At 36.9% G+C, this 17,561-nt stretch carries 18 protein-coding genes and 1 tRNA gene; 5 read left to right on the forward strand and 14 right to left on the reverse strand.

Features of this window, described 5'->3' with window-relative positions; translation table 11 throughout:
- Positions 1-72: 72 nt before the first annotated feature.
- A complete protein-coding gene (gene lgt, locus DDF69_RS14965; protein WP_114821473.1) occupies positions 73-909 on the reverse strand; it encodes a prolipoprotein diacylglyceryl transferase in 837 nt (278 codons plus the stop codon).
- 184 nt (positions 910-1,093) lie between these two features.
- Here lgt and DDF69_RS14970 point away from each other — a divergent pair, with 184 nt between their 5' ends.
- Positions 1,094-1,789, forward strand: a complete 696-nt coding sequence (locus DDF69_RS14970) for a VIT family protein (protein WP_114821474.1) — start codon at positions 1,094-1,096, stop codon at positions 1,787-1,789.
- A gap of 516 nt (positions 1,790-2,305) precedes the next feature.
- Here the strand turns inward: DDF69_RS14970 and DDF69_RS14975 are convergent.
- The 4 genes from DDF69_RS14975 to DDF69_RS14995 all read right to left on the reverse strand — a co-directional run bounded on the left by DDF69_RS14975 (position 2,306) and on the right by DDF69_RS14995 (position 5,497).
- Positions 2,306-2,887: a YdeI/OmpD-associated family protein gene (locus DDF69_RS14975; RefSeq protein WP_114821475.1), complete on the reverse strand. Its 582-nt coding sequence runs from the start codon at positions 2,885-2,887 to the stop codon at positions 2,306-2,308.
- A complete protein-coding gene (locus DDF69_RS14980; RefSeq protein ID WP_114821476.1) occupies positions 2,877-3,842 on the reverse strand; it encodes an alpha/beta fold hydrolase in 966 nt (321 codons plus the stop codon). Before DDF69_RS14980 ends, DDF69_RS14975 begins: the two co-directional genes overlap by 11 nt.
- A gap of 715 nt (positions 3,843-4,557) precedes the next feature.
- Positions 4,558-4,637, reverse strand: a tRNA-Leu gene (locus DDF69_RS14990).
- Between the two features lie 92 nt (positions 4,638-4,729).
- Positions 4,730-5,497 (reverse strand): MBL fold metallo-hydrolase, encoded by a 768-nt coding sequence (locus DDF69_RS14995; protein WP_114821498.1) that lies wholly within the window; start codon positions 5,495-5,497, stop codon positions 4,730-4,732.
- 54 nt (positions 5,498-5,551) lie between these two features.
- On the opposite strand from DDF69_RS14995, the gene DDF69_RS15000 reads away from it, so the two are divergent.
- Together DDF69_RS15000 and DDF69_RS15005 are read left to right on the forward strand one after the other, a co-directional pair.
- On the forward strand, positions 5,552-6,979 hold the full coding sequence (locus DDF69_RS15000; RefSeq protein WP_047432722.1) for a hypothetical protein: 1,428 nt from the start codon (positions 5,552-5,554) through the stop codon (positions 6,977-6,979).
- 12 nt (positions 6,980-6,991) lie between these two features.
- The gene (locus DDF69_RS15005) at positions 6,992-7,441 is read left to right on the forward strand and encodes a GAF domain-containing protein (RefSeq protein WP_034692242.1); all 450 of its coding nucleotides are present in this window, start codon (positions 6,992-6,994) and stop codon (positions 7,439-7,441) included.
- A 51-nt stretch (positions 7,442-7,492) separates the two neighbouring features.
- Here the strand turns inward: DDF69_RS15005 and DDF69_RS15010 are convergent, their stop codons facing one another.
- From DDF69_RS15010 to DDF69_RS15025, 7 genes are all read right to left on the reverse strand, one after another.
- On the reverse strand, positions 7,493-7,960 hold the full coding sequence (locus DDF69_RS15010; RefSeq protein WP_114821477.1) for a cupin domain-containing protein: 468 nt from the start codon (positions 7,958-7,960) through the stop codon (positions 7,493-7,495).
- Positions 7,961-8,013: 53 nt separating this feature from the next.
- Positions 8,014-8,754: an ABC transporter substrate-binding protein gene (locus tag DDF69_RS15015; RefSeq protein WP_114821478.1), complete on the reverse strand. Its 741-nt coding sequence runs from the start codon at positions 8,752-8,754 to the stop codon at positions 8,014-8,016.
- 26 nt (positions 8,755-8,780) lie between these two features.
- A complete protein-coding gene (mgtE, locus tag DDF69_RS15020) occupies positions 8,781-10,103 on the reverse strand; it encodes a magnesium transporter (protein ID WP_047432715.1) in 1,323 nt (440 codons plus the stop codon).
- 344 nt (positions 10,104-10,447) lie between these two features.
- The gene (locus DDF69_RS22085) at positions 10,448-10,597 is read right to left on the reverse strand and encodes a bacteriocin-like protein (RefSeq protein ID WP_156106369.1); all 150 of its coding nucleotides are present in this window, start codon (positions 10,595-10,597) and stop codon (positions 10,448-10,450) included.
- Positions 10,598-10,749: 152 nt separating this feature from the next.
- Positions 10,750-10,896, reverse strand: a complete 147-nt coding sequence (locus tag DDF69_RS22090; protein WP_162800941.1) for a bacteriocin-like protein — start codon at positions 10,894-10,896, stop codon at positions 10,750-10,752.
- Positions 10,897-10,929: 33 nt separating this feature from the next.
- The gene (locus tag DDF69_RS22095; RefSeq protein ID WP_162800942.1) at positions 10,930-11,070 is read right to left on the reverse strand and encodes a bacteriocin-like protein; all 141 of its coding nucleotides are present in this window, start codon (positions 11,068-11,070) and stop codon (positions 10,930-10,932) included.
- A gap of 351 nt (positions 11,071-11,421) precedes the next feature.
- On the reverse strand, positions 11,422-11,970 hold the full coding sequence (locus tag DDF69_RS15025; RefSeq protein WP_047432712.1) for a hypothetical protein: 549 nt from the start codon (positions 11,968-11,970) through the stop codon (positions 11,422-11,424).
- Positions 11,971-12,143: 173 nt separating this feature from the next.
- Between DDF69_RS15025 and rpsO the strand changes: the two genes are divergently transcribed.
- Entirely contained in the window at positions 12,144-12,413 is a 270-nt protein-coding gene (rpsO, locus tag DDF69_RS15030; RefSeq protein ID WP_034692246.1) for a 30S ribosomal protein S15, read from the forward strand.
- Positions 12,414-12,800: 387 nt separating this feature from the next.
- On the opposite strand, the gene DDF69_RS15035 is transcribed toward rpsO, so the two are convergent.
- Both DDF69_RS15035 and DDF69_RS15040 read right to left on the reverse strand, forming a co-directional pair.
- Entirely contained in the window at positions 12,801-13,160 is a 360-nt protein-coding gene (locus tag DDF69_RS15035) for a DUF4260 domain-containing protein (protein ID WP_114821479.1), read from the reverse strand.
- A gap of 126 nt (positions 13,161-13,286) precedes the next feature.
- Positions 13,287-14,708: a sugar MFS transporter gene (locus tag DDF69_RS15040; RefSeq protein WP_114821480.1), complete on the reverse strand. Its 1,422-nt coding sequence runs from the start codon at positions 14,706-14,708 to the stop codon at positions 13,287-13,289.
- Between the two features lie 441 nt (positions 14,709-15,149).
- Between DDF69_RS15040 and DDF69_RS15045 the strand changes: the two genes are divergently transcribed.
- A complete protein-coding gene (locus DDF69_RS15045) occupies positions 15,150-17,423 on the forward strand; it encodes a polyribonucleotide nucleotidyltransferase (protein WP_114821481.1) in 2,274 nt (757 codons plus the stop codon).
- The last annotated feature ends 138 nt before the right edge of the window (positions 17,424-17,561 follow it).

Raw genomic sequence — 17,561 nt, forward strand, 5'->3', positions numbered from 1 at the left:
AAAACTATTTAAAAAAGAAACTCACTGAAAACAACTTTCAGTGAGTTTTTTATGATAAAAGAAATAAGAAAATTAAGTGGTTTTAATCTTTCTTTTCTCCAGTATACTTTTGATGATAAAGAATAATCCAAGAAGAACAAACGGAATACTCAGGAGCTGGCCCATATTCAGACTCATTCCATGTTCGAATTCTACCTGATCCACCTTGATAAATTCAATAAGGATTCTCATGATGAAGATCAACAGAATACTGATTCCAAAGTAAAACCCTTTTCCGATCTTAAAAATATTTTTCCTGTAAATAAAATACACCGCAAGGAAGATTATAAAATAAGAGATGGCTTCGTAAAGCTGGGCAGGATGTCTTGGAAGATTATCCACCTGACGGAATATAAAAGCCCATGGTACATCGGTAGGTGTTCCTATAATTTCCGAATTCATGAGATTGGCCAGCCTGATAAAAGTACCTCCCAGCGGAAGTACAATTGCTATGGCATCCAGAACGGTCATGAACGGGATAGAATACTTTCTCGCATAGATGAGAAGCATAATCACCAGACCAATACCGCCACCATGACTTGCAAGACCTGCAAATCCTGTAAAATGATAGACTCCATCCGGTCCTTTCTGAATCGGTAAAAATATTTCAAGCGGGTGCTGTGAATAATACTCAAAATCATAAAAAAGACAGTGACCTAATCGGGCGCCTACCAGAATTCCTATCAGTGCATAGGAGAATAGCGCTTCGTGGGCCTGTGAACTCAGACCTTCTTTTTTATAAATTCTTTTTAAAATATTGAGAGATAAAACAAGTCCCGCAAGGAATAATAATCCGTAATATTTAATGGGAAGTCCTAAGATATTGACGACTTCGGGATTAACATCCCAGTTGATATATAATAAATTCATTGCTGCAAAGATAAGAAAATAGGATTTTCTGAACAGAATGATGACGTTTTGCCATGGTATGTTTTGATTTATAACATGTTATATGAGGTCCTGGAAGAAGCTCATCCCTGTGAAAATGAATATAATTTAAAATGATTCTTGATGAAATAGTTGGTAACTTTAACCTACCACCAAAATAAAAGTTATGCATCATCAGCTCGAGAAACATTATGTAAACAGAGTAGGCTGGCTTCGTGCAGCGGTATTGGGCGCAAATGACGGCTTGTTATCTACTACCAGTATCGTTATAGGAGTTGCAGCTGCAGAGCCGGAACGTCATATCATTATTCTTGCTGCATTGGCAGGGATGATTGCCGGGGCAATGTCTATGGCCGCCGGTGAATATGTTTCTGTAAGCTCGCAGGAAGATACAGAAAAAGCAGATTTACTCCGCGAAAAACGTGAACTTGAAGAAATGCCGGAAATAGAACTTAGAGAACTGGCCAAAGTATATGAGAAAAGAGGTTGTACCAAAGAAACCGCCATGCAGGTAGCTATTGAACTTACGGAACATGATGCTTTGGGAGCACATGCCCGTGACGAGTTGGGAATTAATGAAATAACGCAGGCTAAACCTTTGGTAGCAGCAATGGCTTCATTCGGTTCATTTGCGGTGGGAGCTTTATTGCCATTTATGGTGTCTCTTTTGGCTCCTCTTCAACAAATGGTCTATTTCCAATATGGATTTTCAATCATATTTTTAATGCTTTTAGGCGCAATTTCAGCAAAAGCTGGAGGTTCCAGTATTAAGATTGCTGTATTGAGAATATGTTTCTGGGGAACTGTTGCAATGGGAATTACAGCCCTCGTAGGACATATTTTCGGAGTTAATGTAGCATAAATATGATGATAATAGCGCTTGTAAATATTAAAATTTTACACGGTTTTTTACACGGTGGTAAAATTTAATAGATTATAGTATAAAATAAAACCTCTGAAATCTTTTAATTTCAGAGGTTTTTTGTACCCATAACCGAAGAGATAACGAAACATTTGGTAGAAGATTTGGAAAGAATTGTAGAATTACATAATCCTGTCAAGTGAACTTGACAGGACGCTATCCAAACTCCTTTTTTATTGATATAGAAAATATTTTAGAAATATGTATTTGAAAATGAATTATTTATATTTTTGTTTGAATTTTGTTGATAATTTTTAATATTTCGATACAAAAAATGAACCTCATTGACTTATAGATTATTACTGTTTTTGAGGGATGGCTAAATGACAACTACTTGAGAAACTGGTGATTACTAATCCAAAGGTAGTTGTATTTATAATTTGAACCAAATAAAAAAAAAATCAACTTTTTCAATTTCATCTAGTCTTTATTAATAGCTACCCGTTTGAGGCTTTTCTATCGTAAATGTTTTGGTTTAAGATTCAGCGCTGCACTTTCTACGACTTCCTCTATGCGCTTTTGTCTGGTTTCCTGTTTTCTGACGAGGATAATCCAGCTCAATATTATTTTTCTTGTTGATTTGCTCAAACTTAGGAAATAATCTTTTGAGCCATTATGTTTTTCGAATGCAAGCTCTAAGTCGTTCGGAACGATCACTTCTTCTATTTCATCTAAGATTGTCCAATATCCGTTCTGTTTTGCTATTTCAATACTTTCGAAGCCCTGTTGTGTCATTCTTTTGCTGTCAATGAGCTTCTGAACTTTTTCCTTGTTGATTTTTGACCAGTTGCTTTTAGGTTTACGTTTGGTAAAAAACTGCATAAACGAGATGTTGTTAATCTTTTTCGTTGTGCTATCAATCCAACCGAAGCAAAGAGCTTCGTCAACGGCTTCACTCCAACTTAATGAAGGAATATTTGATTTTTTTGTATGATAGACAAGCCAAACAGATTGTCTGGACTGATGGTTTTTTTTCAACCATTGTCTCCAATCTGCTTGGCTTTGCGGACAATATGTTTCAATTTCCTTATGATGCATTCTCTTGTGTTAACCATTTTAAAATTGAACGGTTCACTTCCTCCGGTTTTTCCTGCTGAATCCAATGACCGCAGTCTAAACTGACGATGTCCAGATTAGGGACGATATTTTTCAGGTTTTCAGACTTTGGAATCGTATCCTGTTCTCCATATATCATCAAAGTTGGCTGATGAATGATTGGCTTTACATCTGCCATCAGGTGCCAGTTTCTATCAAGGTTTCTGTACCAATTTATAGCTCCGGTAAATCCAGATAATTCAAAGGCAGAAACGAATACAGATAGCTCATTGTTTTCCATTAGGGGCTTCCCAAAAGGTTTTTCTGCTCTTGCGAGATTTATCATTAGCATTCCCGGAGCAGGTGGAGCGGGAGGTACATCTTTGCGAAATATGTTTCGCATGAATTGAGGTATGTTTTCATTCATTATAGAATCCGCAACTCCCACTTTTTTGTTGAAATGAACAAAATAGAAGTCTTCTCCAAATATGGTTTCCATAAATTCAATCCATGGTTGTTCTCCGCGCTCCTGATATGGCAGAGCTAAATTTATTATCTTATTAACCCGTTCAGGATACAATAGTGCCAGATTCCAGACAACATTTGCACCCCAGTCATGACCGACGAAGGTGGCATCCTTGTATCCGTAGTAGTCGAGTAGAGCAATAAGGTCACCCGTCAGGTGCTTTATATCATAATCAGTTACTTCAGTTGGGCAAGATGAGTTACCATAGCCACGTTGATTTGGGACAATGACATGATAACCTGCTGCAACAAGAGCTGGTATCTGAAAACGCCAAGAAAATGCATGTTCTGGAAAACCGTGACAGAGAACAATCGGTTTGTCTGAATTTTGTTTTCCTGCTTCAAATACTTCTAATACCACATTGTTAACTGAGATCATAGTAGGCTTTGGAAATTCGGTTTGATTGGATGTTGTACTGTGTAAGTCTCTCATGTTTTTATTGTTTAATAAATAATTGTGAGACAAATTTAAGTCTGGTTTGTGACAACATGATGTCAGTAGTCAAAAGTCCTTTACTGATAACTATCAAAATATTTCTGTAAACTCATGTTGCGGTTCAAGTTTTACGAACAGAAAGAAAATACTATACATGAGTGATAGGAGTAGCATCCCTTTGCTCAGTAAAAGATATAGGCATAGACATGTCCAAAAGATTAACTTTTTCTTATAAAGTCGTAATCTAATAAAAGTCTTGGAACAGATTGTACCAATGTATTTATTTCTGGTTATAATTATTTTAAATGTTTTAAGGCTATTTTACTTTTCAGTCATCCTATATATAGATACAATTAAATTAATCAGTACACACTATTTAATGACGATGAGCAAGCAATTATTATTTTAACCAAGAATGGAATTCAGGTAAATGAGAAGGAAGCTAAAATTATATTGGAATTACTATATTTAATTTCCAAAAATTACGATAAGCCAAAAGAGAAAGAAATATTAGAACCTTAATGGTATTTCAAACCAAGCTTAAATGCCGATGAAATCTCTGATAGAGCACTTTTAGACTGTCAATTTCAGATAGACTAAGGTTTTCATACGGGAAAAATCAAACCATAAAATATCAGACTGTAAAAGTTTGATATAGAGTTTTTTGTGGGCATAAAAAAAGAGACAACTATCAAGTAGTTGTCTCATTAAGTACCCAGGACCGGGATCGAACCGGTACTCCTAAGAACTGGTGTTTGAGACCAGCGCGTCTACCAATTCCGCCACCTGGGCTTGATGTTGATTACAAACGTGATGTTTGTTTCAAATTGGTGTGCAAATATAGGAACTTTTTTCAATGTTCAAAAGATTTTTGAAGATTTTTTTTAAAAATTAAGTTCCAAACCATCGTAGGCAAGGTGTATTCCGGATGGAAGCTGCTTATCTTCAATATCATGCAGCCCTAAGTGATGACTGATGTGTGTTAAAAATAATTTCTTCGGCTTTAGCTCATCAAACAATTTAATCACATCCGGAAGGATAAAATGAGCAGGATGGGGATCAAATTTTCTGATGCAGTTTAAGATCAGAATGTCAAGATCCTTTAATTTTTCCTTCTCCGTTTCAGAAATAAATCCGGCATCCGTAATGTAAGCCAGTTTTTTAAACTTATATCCAAACACGGTAATTTTATAGTGAATCACCTCCACAGGAGTGATTTCCGTATCCAGTACCTGAAAAGGTTTATTTTCAATTTCGTGAAGTTCAAAAGCGGGTGCACCGGGATACCTTACATCTGCAAAAGCATAAGGAAACCTGTTTTTTATTTCATGAGCCACTCTTGAATAGCAGTAGAGCGGAACATCTTTTCCACTTTTAAAAATCAGAGGGCGCATATCGTCCAGCCCGATCACGTGGTCATTATGTTCATGGGTAATCAGTGCAATGTCTACGGTATGTTCATGGTTGGTAAGCATTTGCTGCCTGAAATCCGGACCGCAGTCGATCAGTATTTTTTTATTTTCCTCCGTAGTAACCATCACGGAAGAGCGTAAACGTTTGTCTTTGGGATTTTCCGAAGTACACACTTCACATGTACAGCCTATAACGGGTACACCTTGAGAAGTACCAGTTCCTAAAAATTTCAACTTCATTTTGTTTTGAGGTTGGTTTAATTTTGGTAAATTTACAAAAAATTTCATGTCCTAATGTATCAGAAACTAACTCCTAAACAAAAAGCATTAACAATTAATCTAGATCCTACTATTTATGGTACTTTCGCAGAAATTGGAGCCGGGCAGGAGACTGTTCGCCACTTTTTTAGAGCAGGGGGAGCTTCCGGTACGATTGCTAAGGCAATGTCTGCTTATGACAAAGATTTTAGTGATGCCATCTACGGAAAGGAAGTAAAAAACAGGTACGTTACCCAGAACAGGCTTCGCAAAATGCTTCGATATGAAGTAGCTTTGATTGAAGAAAGAATTTCAAGAGATAATAATCCCGATAGAAAATTCTTTTCTTATGCCAATACGGTAACTACTATCAATTTTGACAAAACTGTAAAAGGTCACGGTTGGGTAGGGATTCGTTTTCAAACCAAAGAAAATGAAGATTACAATGAGATCGTAATCCACGTAAAATTCAAAGAAAATGATGCTACACTTCAGCAGGAAACCTTAGGGAATCTGGGCGTGAATCTTATTTTCGGAGCCTTTCATTATTTTGATAATCCAAGAACTTTGGTAGAATCTCTTTACGATGATATTGCAAAAGATAATCTGGAAATTGATATGATCGACTTCAGTGGACCTGCTTTTGCCTATGTTGATAACAGACTGATGTCTCTTCAATTGGTAAAGAATGGAATGACCGACGCGGTGATCTTCAATTCACAGGGGAGCAACATGCTTCCGGCAGATGTTCTGTACAAGAAAAATATTTTCGCGGTAAGAGGAAGTTTCAGACCTGTAACGAAAGTGAACATTGATATGCTTAAAAACGGGATGGATATGTTCTTCAAAGATGCTACCTGTACTCATGAAGAAACAGAGGTTCTTATTGAAATCACCATTTCCAATCTAAGAGCAGACGGAGATATTGATGAAAGAGATTTCCTGGATAGAGTAGACATTCTTGCAAAACTTGGGTACACGGTTATTATTTCAAACTTCTCTGAATATTACAGACTGATTGATTACTTTGCATCTTACACAAGTGGAGATATCGGAGTAGCAATGGGAGTAAACAATATGTTGATGGTATTCGATGAGAAATATTATAAAAATCTCTCAGGAGGAATTCTTGAAGCATTCGGTAAGTTTTTCAGAAACGGAATGAGAGTATATCTGTATCCTTATAAAGATCCTGAAACACATCAATTACTGGATTCTTCCAACCTGAAAGTGGAAGAAAACCTGAAAGAATTATACAAATATTTCAAACACAACAACCGTATTGTAGATATTACCAACTATAATCCGGAGTTTTTGGAGATTTATTCCAGAGAAATATTGAGAAAAATTGCATGTTGTGTGAAAGGCTGGGAAACTCAGGTACCGGAAGGCGTAGCAGAAATGATTAAAGAGCGCGGAATGTTTGGATATAAAGAAGAACTTTCCCTAAAACAATTCTCTTAAAATATAAAAACAATGTCAGAATTAAAGAAAAGACTTTCCTCAATTCTTGAAAGTCCTAAACATAATACAGAAGAAAAACTTGAAAAAGTCTGCCACCTGTTGGATCAGGAGATTCCTTATTTCAACTGGACGGGTTTCTATTTCAAAAACGGAGACAAGGATGAGTTGATTTTAGGCCCTTATGTAGGAGCGCCAACAGATCATACCATTATTCCTTACGGTAAAGGGATTTGCGGGCAGGTTGCGGTTTCCAATGAGACCTTTGTAGTTCCTGATGTACATGAAGAAAGCAATTATTTAAGCTGTTCTATCGATACAAAAGCAGAAATTGTAGTTCCGATTTTTAAAGACGGGAAAAATATTGGTCAGATCGATATTGATTCTCATACCATCGATCCTTTCACGAAAGAAGACCGTGAATTGCTAGAATGGCTTTGTAACGAAGTTTCTAAGATTTTGTAATCAAAACTTACTATAAACAAATAAAACTCCGGCTGAAACAGCCGGAGTTTTTTATGGATTATTAGTGGTAATCACAAACATAAGTAAAGGTTCATCGCCCGTGTTTTCAACAGAATGATATCCTATGGAGCTGATGGCTGTAATATCTCCTTTCTGAAGTGTTTTCTTACGTATGGGGCCATCTGTTCCTGTTCTTTCACGATATTCTCCGGTTCCGTGCACTACAACGTACAATTCCTCTTCATTTCTTAGATTGTGCGTGTGGAATCCTGATTCATCTCCTTTATTCAGTAAAACCATGTAGGCCGCCAGGCGGTTATTGGCCAGTTCTTCCTGATCAAACATCTGTATCATATAAACCGTTCCGTTTCCTCCATACATATTTTCGCGTTTTTCTAGTCGTGTAATGCTTCTTTCTTCTTTTTCAAACGCCATTACATACAGATTGATGTATTTTGAAACTTCCTGTATCACGTAATCGAATTCTTCTCCTTCAGATAGTATAACTGTGCCAGACATGTGAATTGAATATTTAAAGTTTAAAGTTTTGGGTCTAAAGTTGATCGTGAAAATTAGCTTTGCTGCATCAAATGAATTTCCGCCAATAGTTCTTTAAAATAATTCTCGCATTTGGCAATATGGGTTCCATACCAGGAAAAGGCTTCACCATCTACAATCATTATCTTTTTATCAGGATAGAAAACCTGCAGTTCTTCAATATGTTTTTCTTTAAACGGAAAAGGTTCAGACGAAAGCATAATGACATCTGCATCTGCCAGATCTTCAGTGGTAATTTGTGGATAACGGGTTTTGTCTTTAAAAATATTTTCAAAACCAATTTCAGATAAAATTCTGTGGATGAAAGTATCTGAGCCAATGGTCATATAAGGATTTTTCCAGATAAGATAAGCGGCTTTTACCGGTGCTTCCAGTTTGGCCTGATTCAGAACATCATAAATTTTAAGATTGAAAAGCTGTGCTCTGTCTTCCTTTCCGAAAAGTTTTCCGAGATTTTTAAGCAGGTAATAATTATCCTCAATCGTATCAATATTGGTTACTGTTACTTTAAAGTCATTCATCAGAGCTTCAACCTGATCTTTTACATTCTCTTCTTTGTTGGCAAGAATAAGATCCGGCTGTAATGCTTTAATCTTCTCAATATTGATATTTTTTGTTCCTCCGATTACGGTTACATTTTTTATTTTATCCTGAGGATGAATACAGAATTTGGTTCTTCCTACCACTTCATTTTCGGTCAGTCCAAGGTCAAATAAAGCTTCTGTAATAGAAGGTACAAGTGAAACGATTTTCATATTGGCATGTTAGATGATGCCTAAAATTACAAAAGTTTTCCGGTTAAGAAAAGCCCGGCTACGGTAAAATAGATAATAAGCCCGGTTACATCCACTAATGTTGCTACAAACGGAGCAGAAGAAGTAGCAGGGTCAAGATTTAATTTCTTTAAAACAAAAGGAATCATTGAACCTGATAATGTTCCCCACAACACAATGGCAATCAGGGAAACAGAAACACTCAATCCTACATATACCCAATACTGGCCGTAATCAAACAGGCCTATCTGCTGCCAAAGCATAATTCTGATAAATCCGATAACTCCTAAAATTGCTCCAAGACATAATCCGGAGATAATTTCTTTTTTCATGACATACCACCAATCTTTCAGACTGATTTCCTGAAGAGCCATTGCACGGATAATCAACGTTGCTGCCTGTGATCCGGAATTTCCTCCACTGGAAATAATCAATGGAACAAATAGCGCGAGAACAACTGCTTTTTCAATTTCTTTATCAAAATATCCCATTGCAGAAGCGGTCAGCATTTCCGAAACAAATAGAATAATCAGCCAGGTCGCCCTTTTTTTGATCATTTCTGTCCATGAAGTCTGGATGTAGGGAAGATCCAATGCTTCCAATCCCCCGAACTTCTGGATATCTTCCGTGTTCTGCTGCTCAATCTGATCGAGAATGTCGTCAATCGTTACAATTCCTACCAAAACACCGGCTTCCGTAATAATAGGAAGAGCACCACGGTCATACTTTTCAAAATACGTTACGGCATCTTCTTTGGAAGTAGTGGTCGTAATTGCTACGAAATGATTGTCTGTAATGTCGGAAACCAAAGTATCTTCCTCTTCCAGCAGTAAAGTTCCGATGGCAAGGTCATCAATTAAACGGTTTCTTTCATCCACCACATACAGGTAGTTCATGGTTTCCACTCTTTTTCCTACCTTTTTGATCTGCTGAAGACATCTTTTTACCGTCCACTCCTTACGGATCTGGATGTAATAAGGCGTCATCAGACGGGCAATCGAATCCGAATTGTATCCAAGAAGTTTTAAAGCAATTCTTCTTTCCTGCGGATTAAGGTGATTAATGGAATACTTGATCAGCTCATCCGGGAAATCCTCGAAAAGAGCCGTTCTGTCATCGGGAGTCATGGCATTCAGGATTTCGGACACTTCATCGCTTCCGATACTTCTGATGGTTTCTTCCTGAAAATCAGGGTCAAGATGTGAAAAAACTTCTGCTTTGTATTCTTTCGGAACCTTCAGAAACGCGAGTAACCTCTCATCAGCAGGAAGTTCGCTGAGAGTTTCGGCAATATCGGCAGGGTTGAAGATAAGTTCGTCTCTAGAATTCAAAACGTGAAATTTTTTGGATATGCAAAAATAATTCAAATTTTTAAGACTGAGCAATAAACTGGCAAAATTAAGGATTAATTAAAGTTTATCGCTTCAGTATAAGGGTAAAAAAAACACCCGCCGAAACGGATGTATAAAAATTAAATTTTAAATTCCAATACTCTTTATATTGGTTCGCATTCTGAGGTGGGAATATAGGTACAAACAGCGTTTGTACAGCATTGGTAAGGGCCACAATCTGAATTGTCGCCGCACTTTTTTATCCCACTTCCTTTGATGTTTTTTTGTTCAAGCCTGTTGAGCTTCTTAAAATGTAAATTCTTCATCCTGTATGATTTTTTATATTAAGGCTCTATCATACAGTCATGGTCAAGGCATTCTCCATTACAGCAATATCCAACAGAACAAGGTCTTGTGATGCTGCATCTGAATGGACCTATGCCGCCATTAATTTGTTTGGCCGCTTCTCTGCTGAGTTTTTTTAGATTTTTCATAGCGTTATAGTTTAGATTTAATGTCAGACTAAAATAGTAAATATTTCTATATTATTCATTTTTGGGTGAAAATATTTTAATATAAATCAGTGTTTTATTCGTATTTTAAATAAAAAACACCTACTAATGCAGGTGTCTGTAATGATCATATATTATTCCAGAGGACATGGATTAACAACGCAGGTGTTGTGGCAACATGATCCGCCCGGACATTCGAAATGTTCTGTACATCTTTTGAAAGGCCCGCTGCCTTTAATTTCCTTTTGTACTTGTCTGCTGAGTTTTTTTAGATTTTTCATAAATTTTGATTTTGTATAGTTTAGTTTTATCTTTTATTCAAGGCAGATGAAAGGGGAGCAGATTCCAAAACAGCACCATCCAACAGTACATGGATTGGTTACGCTGCATCTTTCCATAGACCCTCCATTAATTTGTTTTGCTTTTTCTCTGCTGAGTTTCTTTAGATTTTTCATGAGATTTTGGTTTTAATGTTGGTCTAAAATAGTAAAAAATATTTAATAAATCATTATTTAGTGAAAATATTTAATTGTTAATCAGTCGTTTATGATGTGTTTTAAATAAAAAGCACCTGTTCCTAAGAGATAACAAGTGCTTTATTTATGTGAAAATATTTATAATGCAGGGCAGGGGAAATACTTTATGAAAATATAAGGATGAATGATAAAAGATAGACCTGTCCGGTAAGCTCAAAAATCTTCCTGACAAAATTCACCATTGATTTGCGAAGCAAAATTGACCATTTATGATATAAGGCTGTGTATTCCAACCCTAAACATTAAACCCAGAACTTTAAACCTTAAATTTTAAAGCTCTGCTTCCGTAGGTTTCAGTTTTCTCAGCTTCTTAATGATTCCTTTTATCGCACCTTCGGTTCCTATTTTAACAGAATTGGTTGTGGAGCCCAGCAGACGCATATTTTTACGATAAGTATCATGATCGGTTTCTGTAACAAGAGTTCCGTCAGCACCAAAAAGTTTCATACTCACCACCACCTGATTGGAGAATACGTATTTTCCAAATCCTACTTTGAAATATCTCACTTTGGAAACAATGGCAAAATCTGCATCATTGTTGAGACAGTAATCTGCAATAGTCTGTTTGTCTATACTGTCGAAGGGAACCTGAACTTCTGCCCGGAGCATTTTATTTCTTCTGTTACTGAAATTATCGGTAACGGCATCAAAGAAAGCGTTGTTGGTAGGGTCTTTTATTTCGTCGATATCAGGCTCTACCTCAGGATTGAAGTAAAGAACTTTTTTTATTTTATCATCAGCATTCTTCTGGGCTTTTACCGAAGTAAATCCGATGAATAAAAAAGTAGTAACCGCTGTAAAGAATATAATTTTTTTCATTTGTAATTCGAATGCAAAATTACTGCCTTTTCATTGGAATGCATACAAATTATTAAGAATTTTTTAACATTTTTTTCTATCAATTTTGATATATGAAATCAATAATGTTTGCAGAATCAAAAAATAGTCGTAATTTTGCACCCGTTACATAATAATCATTAAACAATATTGGAATGTACTTAACAACAGACAAAAAGCAGGAAATTTTCGCAAAACACGGGAAATCTGCACAAGACACAGGAAGTGCTGAAGGACAAATCGCTCTTTTCACTTTCAGAATCAATCACTTATCTCAACACCTAAAGGCTAACCGTCACGATTTCAACACAGAGAGATCTCTAGTGAAATTGGTAGGTAAGAGAAAAAGTTTATTAGATTACCTTAAAAACAAAGATATCGCAAGATATAGAGCAATTATTGCTGAATTAGGTTTAAGAAAATAATCTATAAAGATTTTCAAAATAAAAAAGCAACTTCGAAAGAGGTTGCTTTTTTGTTTTTACACAATAAGGGATTTTTAACCGCAAAAGCCACAAAAGTTTTTTTAGAAAGTACGAAATGGTTAAGAAGAACACTTAAATTTCTTAAAGTCTTTGATTTTCATGTGATAATAAAAGAGTATTGAGATTCCTACGCAATGACACACTGTATGGATAGACCAATACGCCAATTGTGTCATTCCGCAGGAATCCAGCCTTTATTATCTGGGAAAAGATACTGAAGATGATTACAGCTGTGACAGCTATCACAACTGAAGGTGCGATAATTCCCCTCCCTCGGAGGGGTGGCGAAAATTCAAAGAATTTTTGACGGGGTGGTTTACAACAGCACTATTCAGTCTTACTCCCAATCCTTCCCAAATGCGTATTCTGAAAACTATCCGGATACTTCAAACCGTACCCCAGAATTCTGTCAAACGCAGAGTGAGAAAACAAAATAGCTCCTATCATTTGTAAATAGGGAAGAGACAAGGCTGTTCCCGCAAAATAAACAATGACAGCTACTCCAAAATGATGGAAGAGATTGTAGAAGAAAGCACCTACTTTATTATTCATGGTATATCCCAGCATAGAAATATCCGGTGCAAGAAAAAGTCCGGCAAACCACCACCAGGAATATCCTGTCTGTGCAAAGGCATAGATTCCTAACAGGAGAAATGCAGCGTATTCAAGCTTTAACTGTATTTTCATAATGATTGAGTTGGTTTATAAAATAAGTTCCTTTTTCTCATGAAAAGTTACATTTTAAAATCTGAAAAAAGAAAGCGGAATACCTATGAGATATTCCGCCTTATACATTTTGATTTGAATTTGATTTTAATGCCCTGATTTGGCTTCTGTAGTTTCTACATGACCTAAATATTTGGTACAGTAAGCCCCGAATATCAGAATAACAAGATAGCAGAATACAGGAATAATAAACGAATGTTGTACTCCAAACTGATCTGCAAGATATCCCTGGAATATCGGAACAATAGCGCCTCCCAGAATAGCCATTACCACTAAAGAGGATCCCTGACTGGTATATTTGCCCAATCCTGAAATAGCCAGAGTATAAATATTCGAGAACATAATAGAGTTGAAAATTCCGATTCCTAAAATACTGTACATCGCCAGCTCACCATGATTTACCATTGCAGAAATTAACAACGCAACATTGATGGCTGCGAAGATGGATAATGTTCTTGCCGGAGCTGCTTTACCCACGAAAAAGGCAATGAAGTTAAGAATGATGAATACAATGAAAAAGCTGATCTGGCTGAACGTAAGATTTACAATACTGAAGATCACAAGGAAAACAGCAGCTGCTGCTCCCAGCATATAGAGAGCCTTTTTGCTTTGGCTTATTGATTGATTTAAAGAAATGGCTCCCAGAAAACGGCCAATCATCGCTCCTCCCCAATATAAGGAAAGGTAATTTTTACTGATGATCTCATTAAAGCCCATAATCTGTGGCTGCTCCAGGAAACTGATGATAAAACTTCCTACAGCAACTTCTCCGCCTACATAGCAGAACATAGCGAATACTCCGAATTTCAGGTGACTGAATTCAAGTGCTCCCCAGCCTTTTACGATTTCTTCTTCACCCATCTGGAAGGAAGGAAGCTTCACTCTGGAAATCAATAAAGCAACCAGCAAAAGGATTCCAGCAAAAATAAGATAAGGAATTCTTGTCGCTACCGCACTGAATGATCCGTCCGGAGAAGAGAAGAATTCAAAAATAAGATGACCTCCAAGTACCGGTGCAATGGTAGTTCCGAATGCATTGAATGCCTGAGTCATATTCAGTCGGCTGGAAGCAGATTCTTCACTTCCCAGCAATGAAACATAAGCGTTGGCTGTAATCTGCAATACTGTAAAGCCGAGTCCTAAAATAAACAAAGCTCCAAGAAACAGCGGATAATATGAAAACGTAGCTGCCGGATAAAACAGAACGCAGCCGAATGCGGCCAGAAAAATTCCGAACAGAATTCCCTTCTTATAGCCTAATTTATTGATAGGATCCCCTTTCGTAATGGAAATCATAAAATAAATCAGTGACCCGATAAAGTAAGCTCCGAAAAAACAGAACTGTACCAGCATGGATTCGAAAAAGGTAAGATTGAAAAGTTGTTTCAGATACGGGATCAGGATGTCATTCATACAGGTGATAAATCCCCACATAAAAAACAGCAGGGTAATGGTAATCAACGGAACCGTATAATTCCTGCTTTGAGATTGTACTTCTTTATTAATCATAAACATTTATTTATCTGGATAAGGATAGTTCCTTAACTTTTTTTAGCCTACAGCATTGTAATTGGTGAAGTAGGGGCAAATATAGGGATCAGCCTATTGGTTTGCAATAATTTTACTAATTTTTAAAATGAAACAGATATTTTTTTTCAGATCAAAGTATTATTTTCATTTTTTGAGACAATAATACAAAAACAACAGGATTTTTCAATACATTATCCTCAAAAAAACACATTTTTATTTTCGTAAATGATGAATAAGTTCAGATTACTGGTATAAATTTTCAAACGTTCATAAATTGATAGCCAATTTTTTGTATTTTAAGTGCCTATTAAAGCAATCGAAAAATTTAATATATCATTATTATATAGTACCTTTGCAAACGAAAATTTAAAGAGTTTAAATATTAATCATACTCAATACGGAGTATAAAGAAGCAAATTTATGAGTATACCTCAAGCGTTTACAGAAACGATTATCCTTGCAGACGGCAGGGAAATCACTATCGAAACGGGAAAGCTGGCTAAGCAGGCTGACGGATCTGTAGTGGTGAAATGTGGCGGAACAATGCTTTTAGCAACTGTTGTAGCCAATAAAGAAGCCAATCCTGGTGTAGACTTTTTACCATTAACGGTAGATTACAGAGAAAAATTCTACGCAGGTGGAAGAATTCCTGGGAATTTCTTCCGTAGAGAAGCAAAACCATCTGATGATGAAGTGCTTACAATGAGATTAGTGGACAGAGTATTACGTCCTCTTTTCCCTGAAGATTTCCATGCGGAAGTACAGGTAATGATCTCATTAATTTCTTACGATAAAGAAGTAATGCCTGAAGCATTGGCAGGTTTGGCAGCTTCTGCAGCTATTGCAATTACAGATATCCCTTTCAACGGACCAATGTCTGAAGCAAGAGTAGTAAGAATTGACGGACAATTGGCTGTTAACCCAAGTTATGAGAATTTATTAAAATCAGATATCGACATTATGGTTGGAGCTACTAAAGACTCCATCGTAATGGTAGAAGGAGAAATGAAGGAGATTTCTGAGCAGGAAATGCTTGAAGCAATCAACTTCGCTCACGCTGAGATTAAAAAACAGATCGAAGCTCAGGAGAGATTAGCTGAAAAAGTAGGAAAATCTTTCCCTAAAAGAGAATACAGCCACGAAGATCACGATGAAGAAATTCGTGAAAAAGTATGGAAAGAGTGCTATGATAAAGTATATGAGGTAGCAAAAACTCCATCTAACAAAGAAGAAAGAGGAGAAAAATTCAAAGCAGTTCTTGAAGAATTCTTAGCACAATATGCTGAAAATGAAGAGGAATTGGCAAGAGTAACTCCTTTCGTTAAAGTATATTACCATGACGTAGAGAAAGAAGCAATGCGTCAGATGATCCTTGAAGACAATATCCGTCTTGATGGTCGTGATCCTCAGACGATCCGTCCAATCTGGTCAGAAATTGATTACCTTCCGGGAGCTCACGGTTCAGCGATCTTTACAAGAGGAGAAACTCAGTCTCTGACTGCGGTAACTCTAGGTTCTGTAAAAGATGCAAACATGATCGACAGCGTAATCACGCAGCACGACGAAAGATTCTTCTTACACTATAACTTCCCTCCATTCTCTACAGGTGAAGCAAGACCTTTAAGAGGTACTTCTAGAAGAGAAGTAGGACACGGAAACTTAGCTCAAAGAGCTTTAACAGCAGTAATTCCAGCAGAAAACCCATATACCATCAGAATTGTTTCCGATATCTTGGAATCCAACGGTTCTTCTTCAATGGCAACAGTTTGTGCAGGTACATTAGCTTTGATGGATGCAGGGGTTCAGATTACAAAACCTGTTTCAGGGATTGCTATGGGGCTGATCACTGATACAAAATCAGGTAAATTTACTGTACTTTCTGATATCTTAGGAGATGAAGATCACCTTGGAGATATGGACTTTAAAGTAACAGGTACTGCAGACGGTATCACAGCTTGTCAGATGGACATCAAAATCCAGGGACTTTCTATGGATATCATGGAGAAAGCTTTGATGCAGGCTAAAGACGGAAGATTACACATCCTGAACAAAATCACGGAAACTATTTCTCAGCCAAGAGCAGATGTGAAGCCACACGCTCCGAAAATGGTGGTAATGGAGATTCCAAAAGATTTCATCGGTGCTGTAATCGGACCTGGTGGAAAAATTATCCAACAGTTACAGAAAGATACGGATACGGTTATTGCTATTGAAGAGATGGGAGAAATCGGACGTATCGAAATTTCTGGTACAGACAGAGAGAAGATCAATGCTGCTATTGCAAGAATCAATGAAATTACTTTCGTACCGGTTATAGGTGAAGTTTACAAAGGTAAAGTAGTGAAAGTAATGGACTTTGGTGCATTCGTAGCAATTGCTAAAGGAACAGAAGGACTTCTTCACATTTCTGAAATTGAGTGGGCTCGTCTGGACAAAGTTCCTTATGCAGAAGGTGATGAAGTAGAAGTGAAGTTCATGGGTTACGATGACCGTAAGAAAATGAAACTTTCCCGTAAAGTTCTTTTACCAAGACCTCCAAGACCGGAAGGACAAGGCAGACCAGAAGGGCAGAGAAGACCAGAAGGACAAGGAAGACCAGAGGGACAAAGAAGACCTGAAGGACAGAAACCACAAGGTGAAAAGCCACAAAGCGAAAAACCAGTGGAAAACCAAACTCCATCTAACGAAGCTTAATAAGATTCATTCTTAAACATAAAAAATCCCTCAGTTCTGAGGGATTTTTGCTTTTTGTGTCATTGCGAAATGCAGAGCATTGAAGCAATCTCATTATTTAAATTTTCAAAAGTGAGATTGCTTCGCCTTTGGCTCGCA

This window comes from Chryseobacterium sp. KLBC 52 (genome assembly GCF_003347605.1).
In the GTDB taxonomy this organism is placed as follows: Bacteria; Bacteroidota; Bacteroidia; order Flavobacteriales; family Weeksellaceae; genus Chryseobacterium.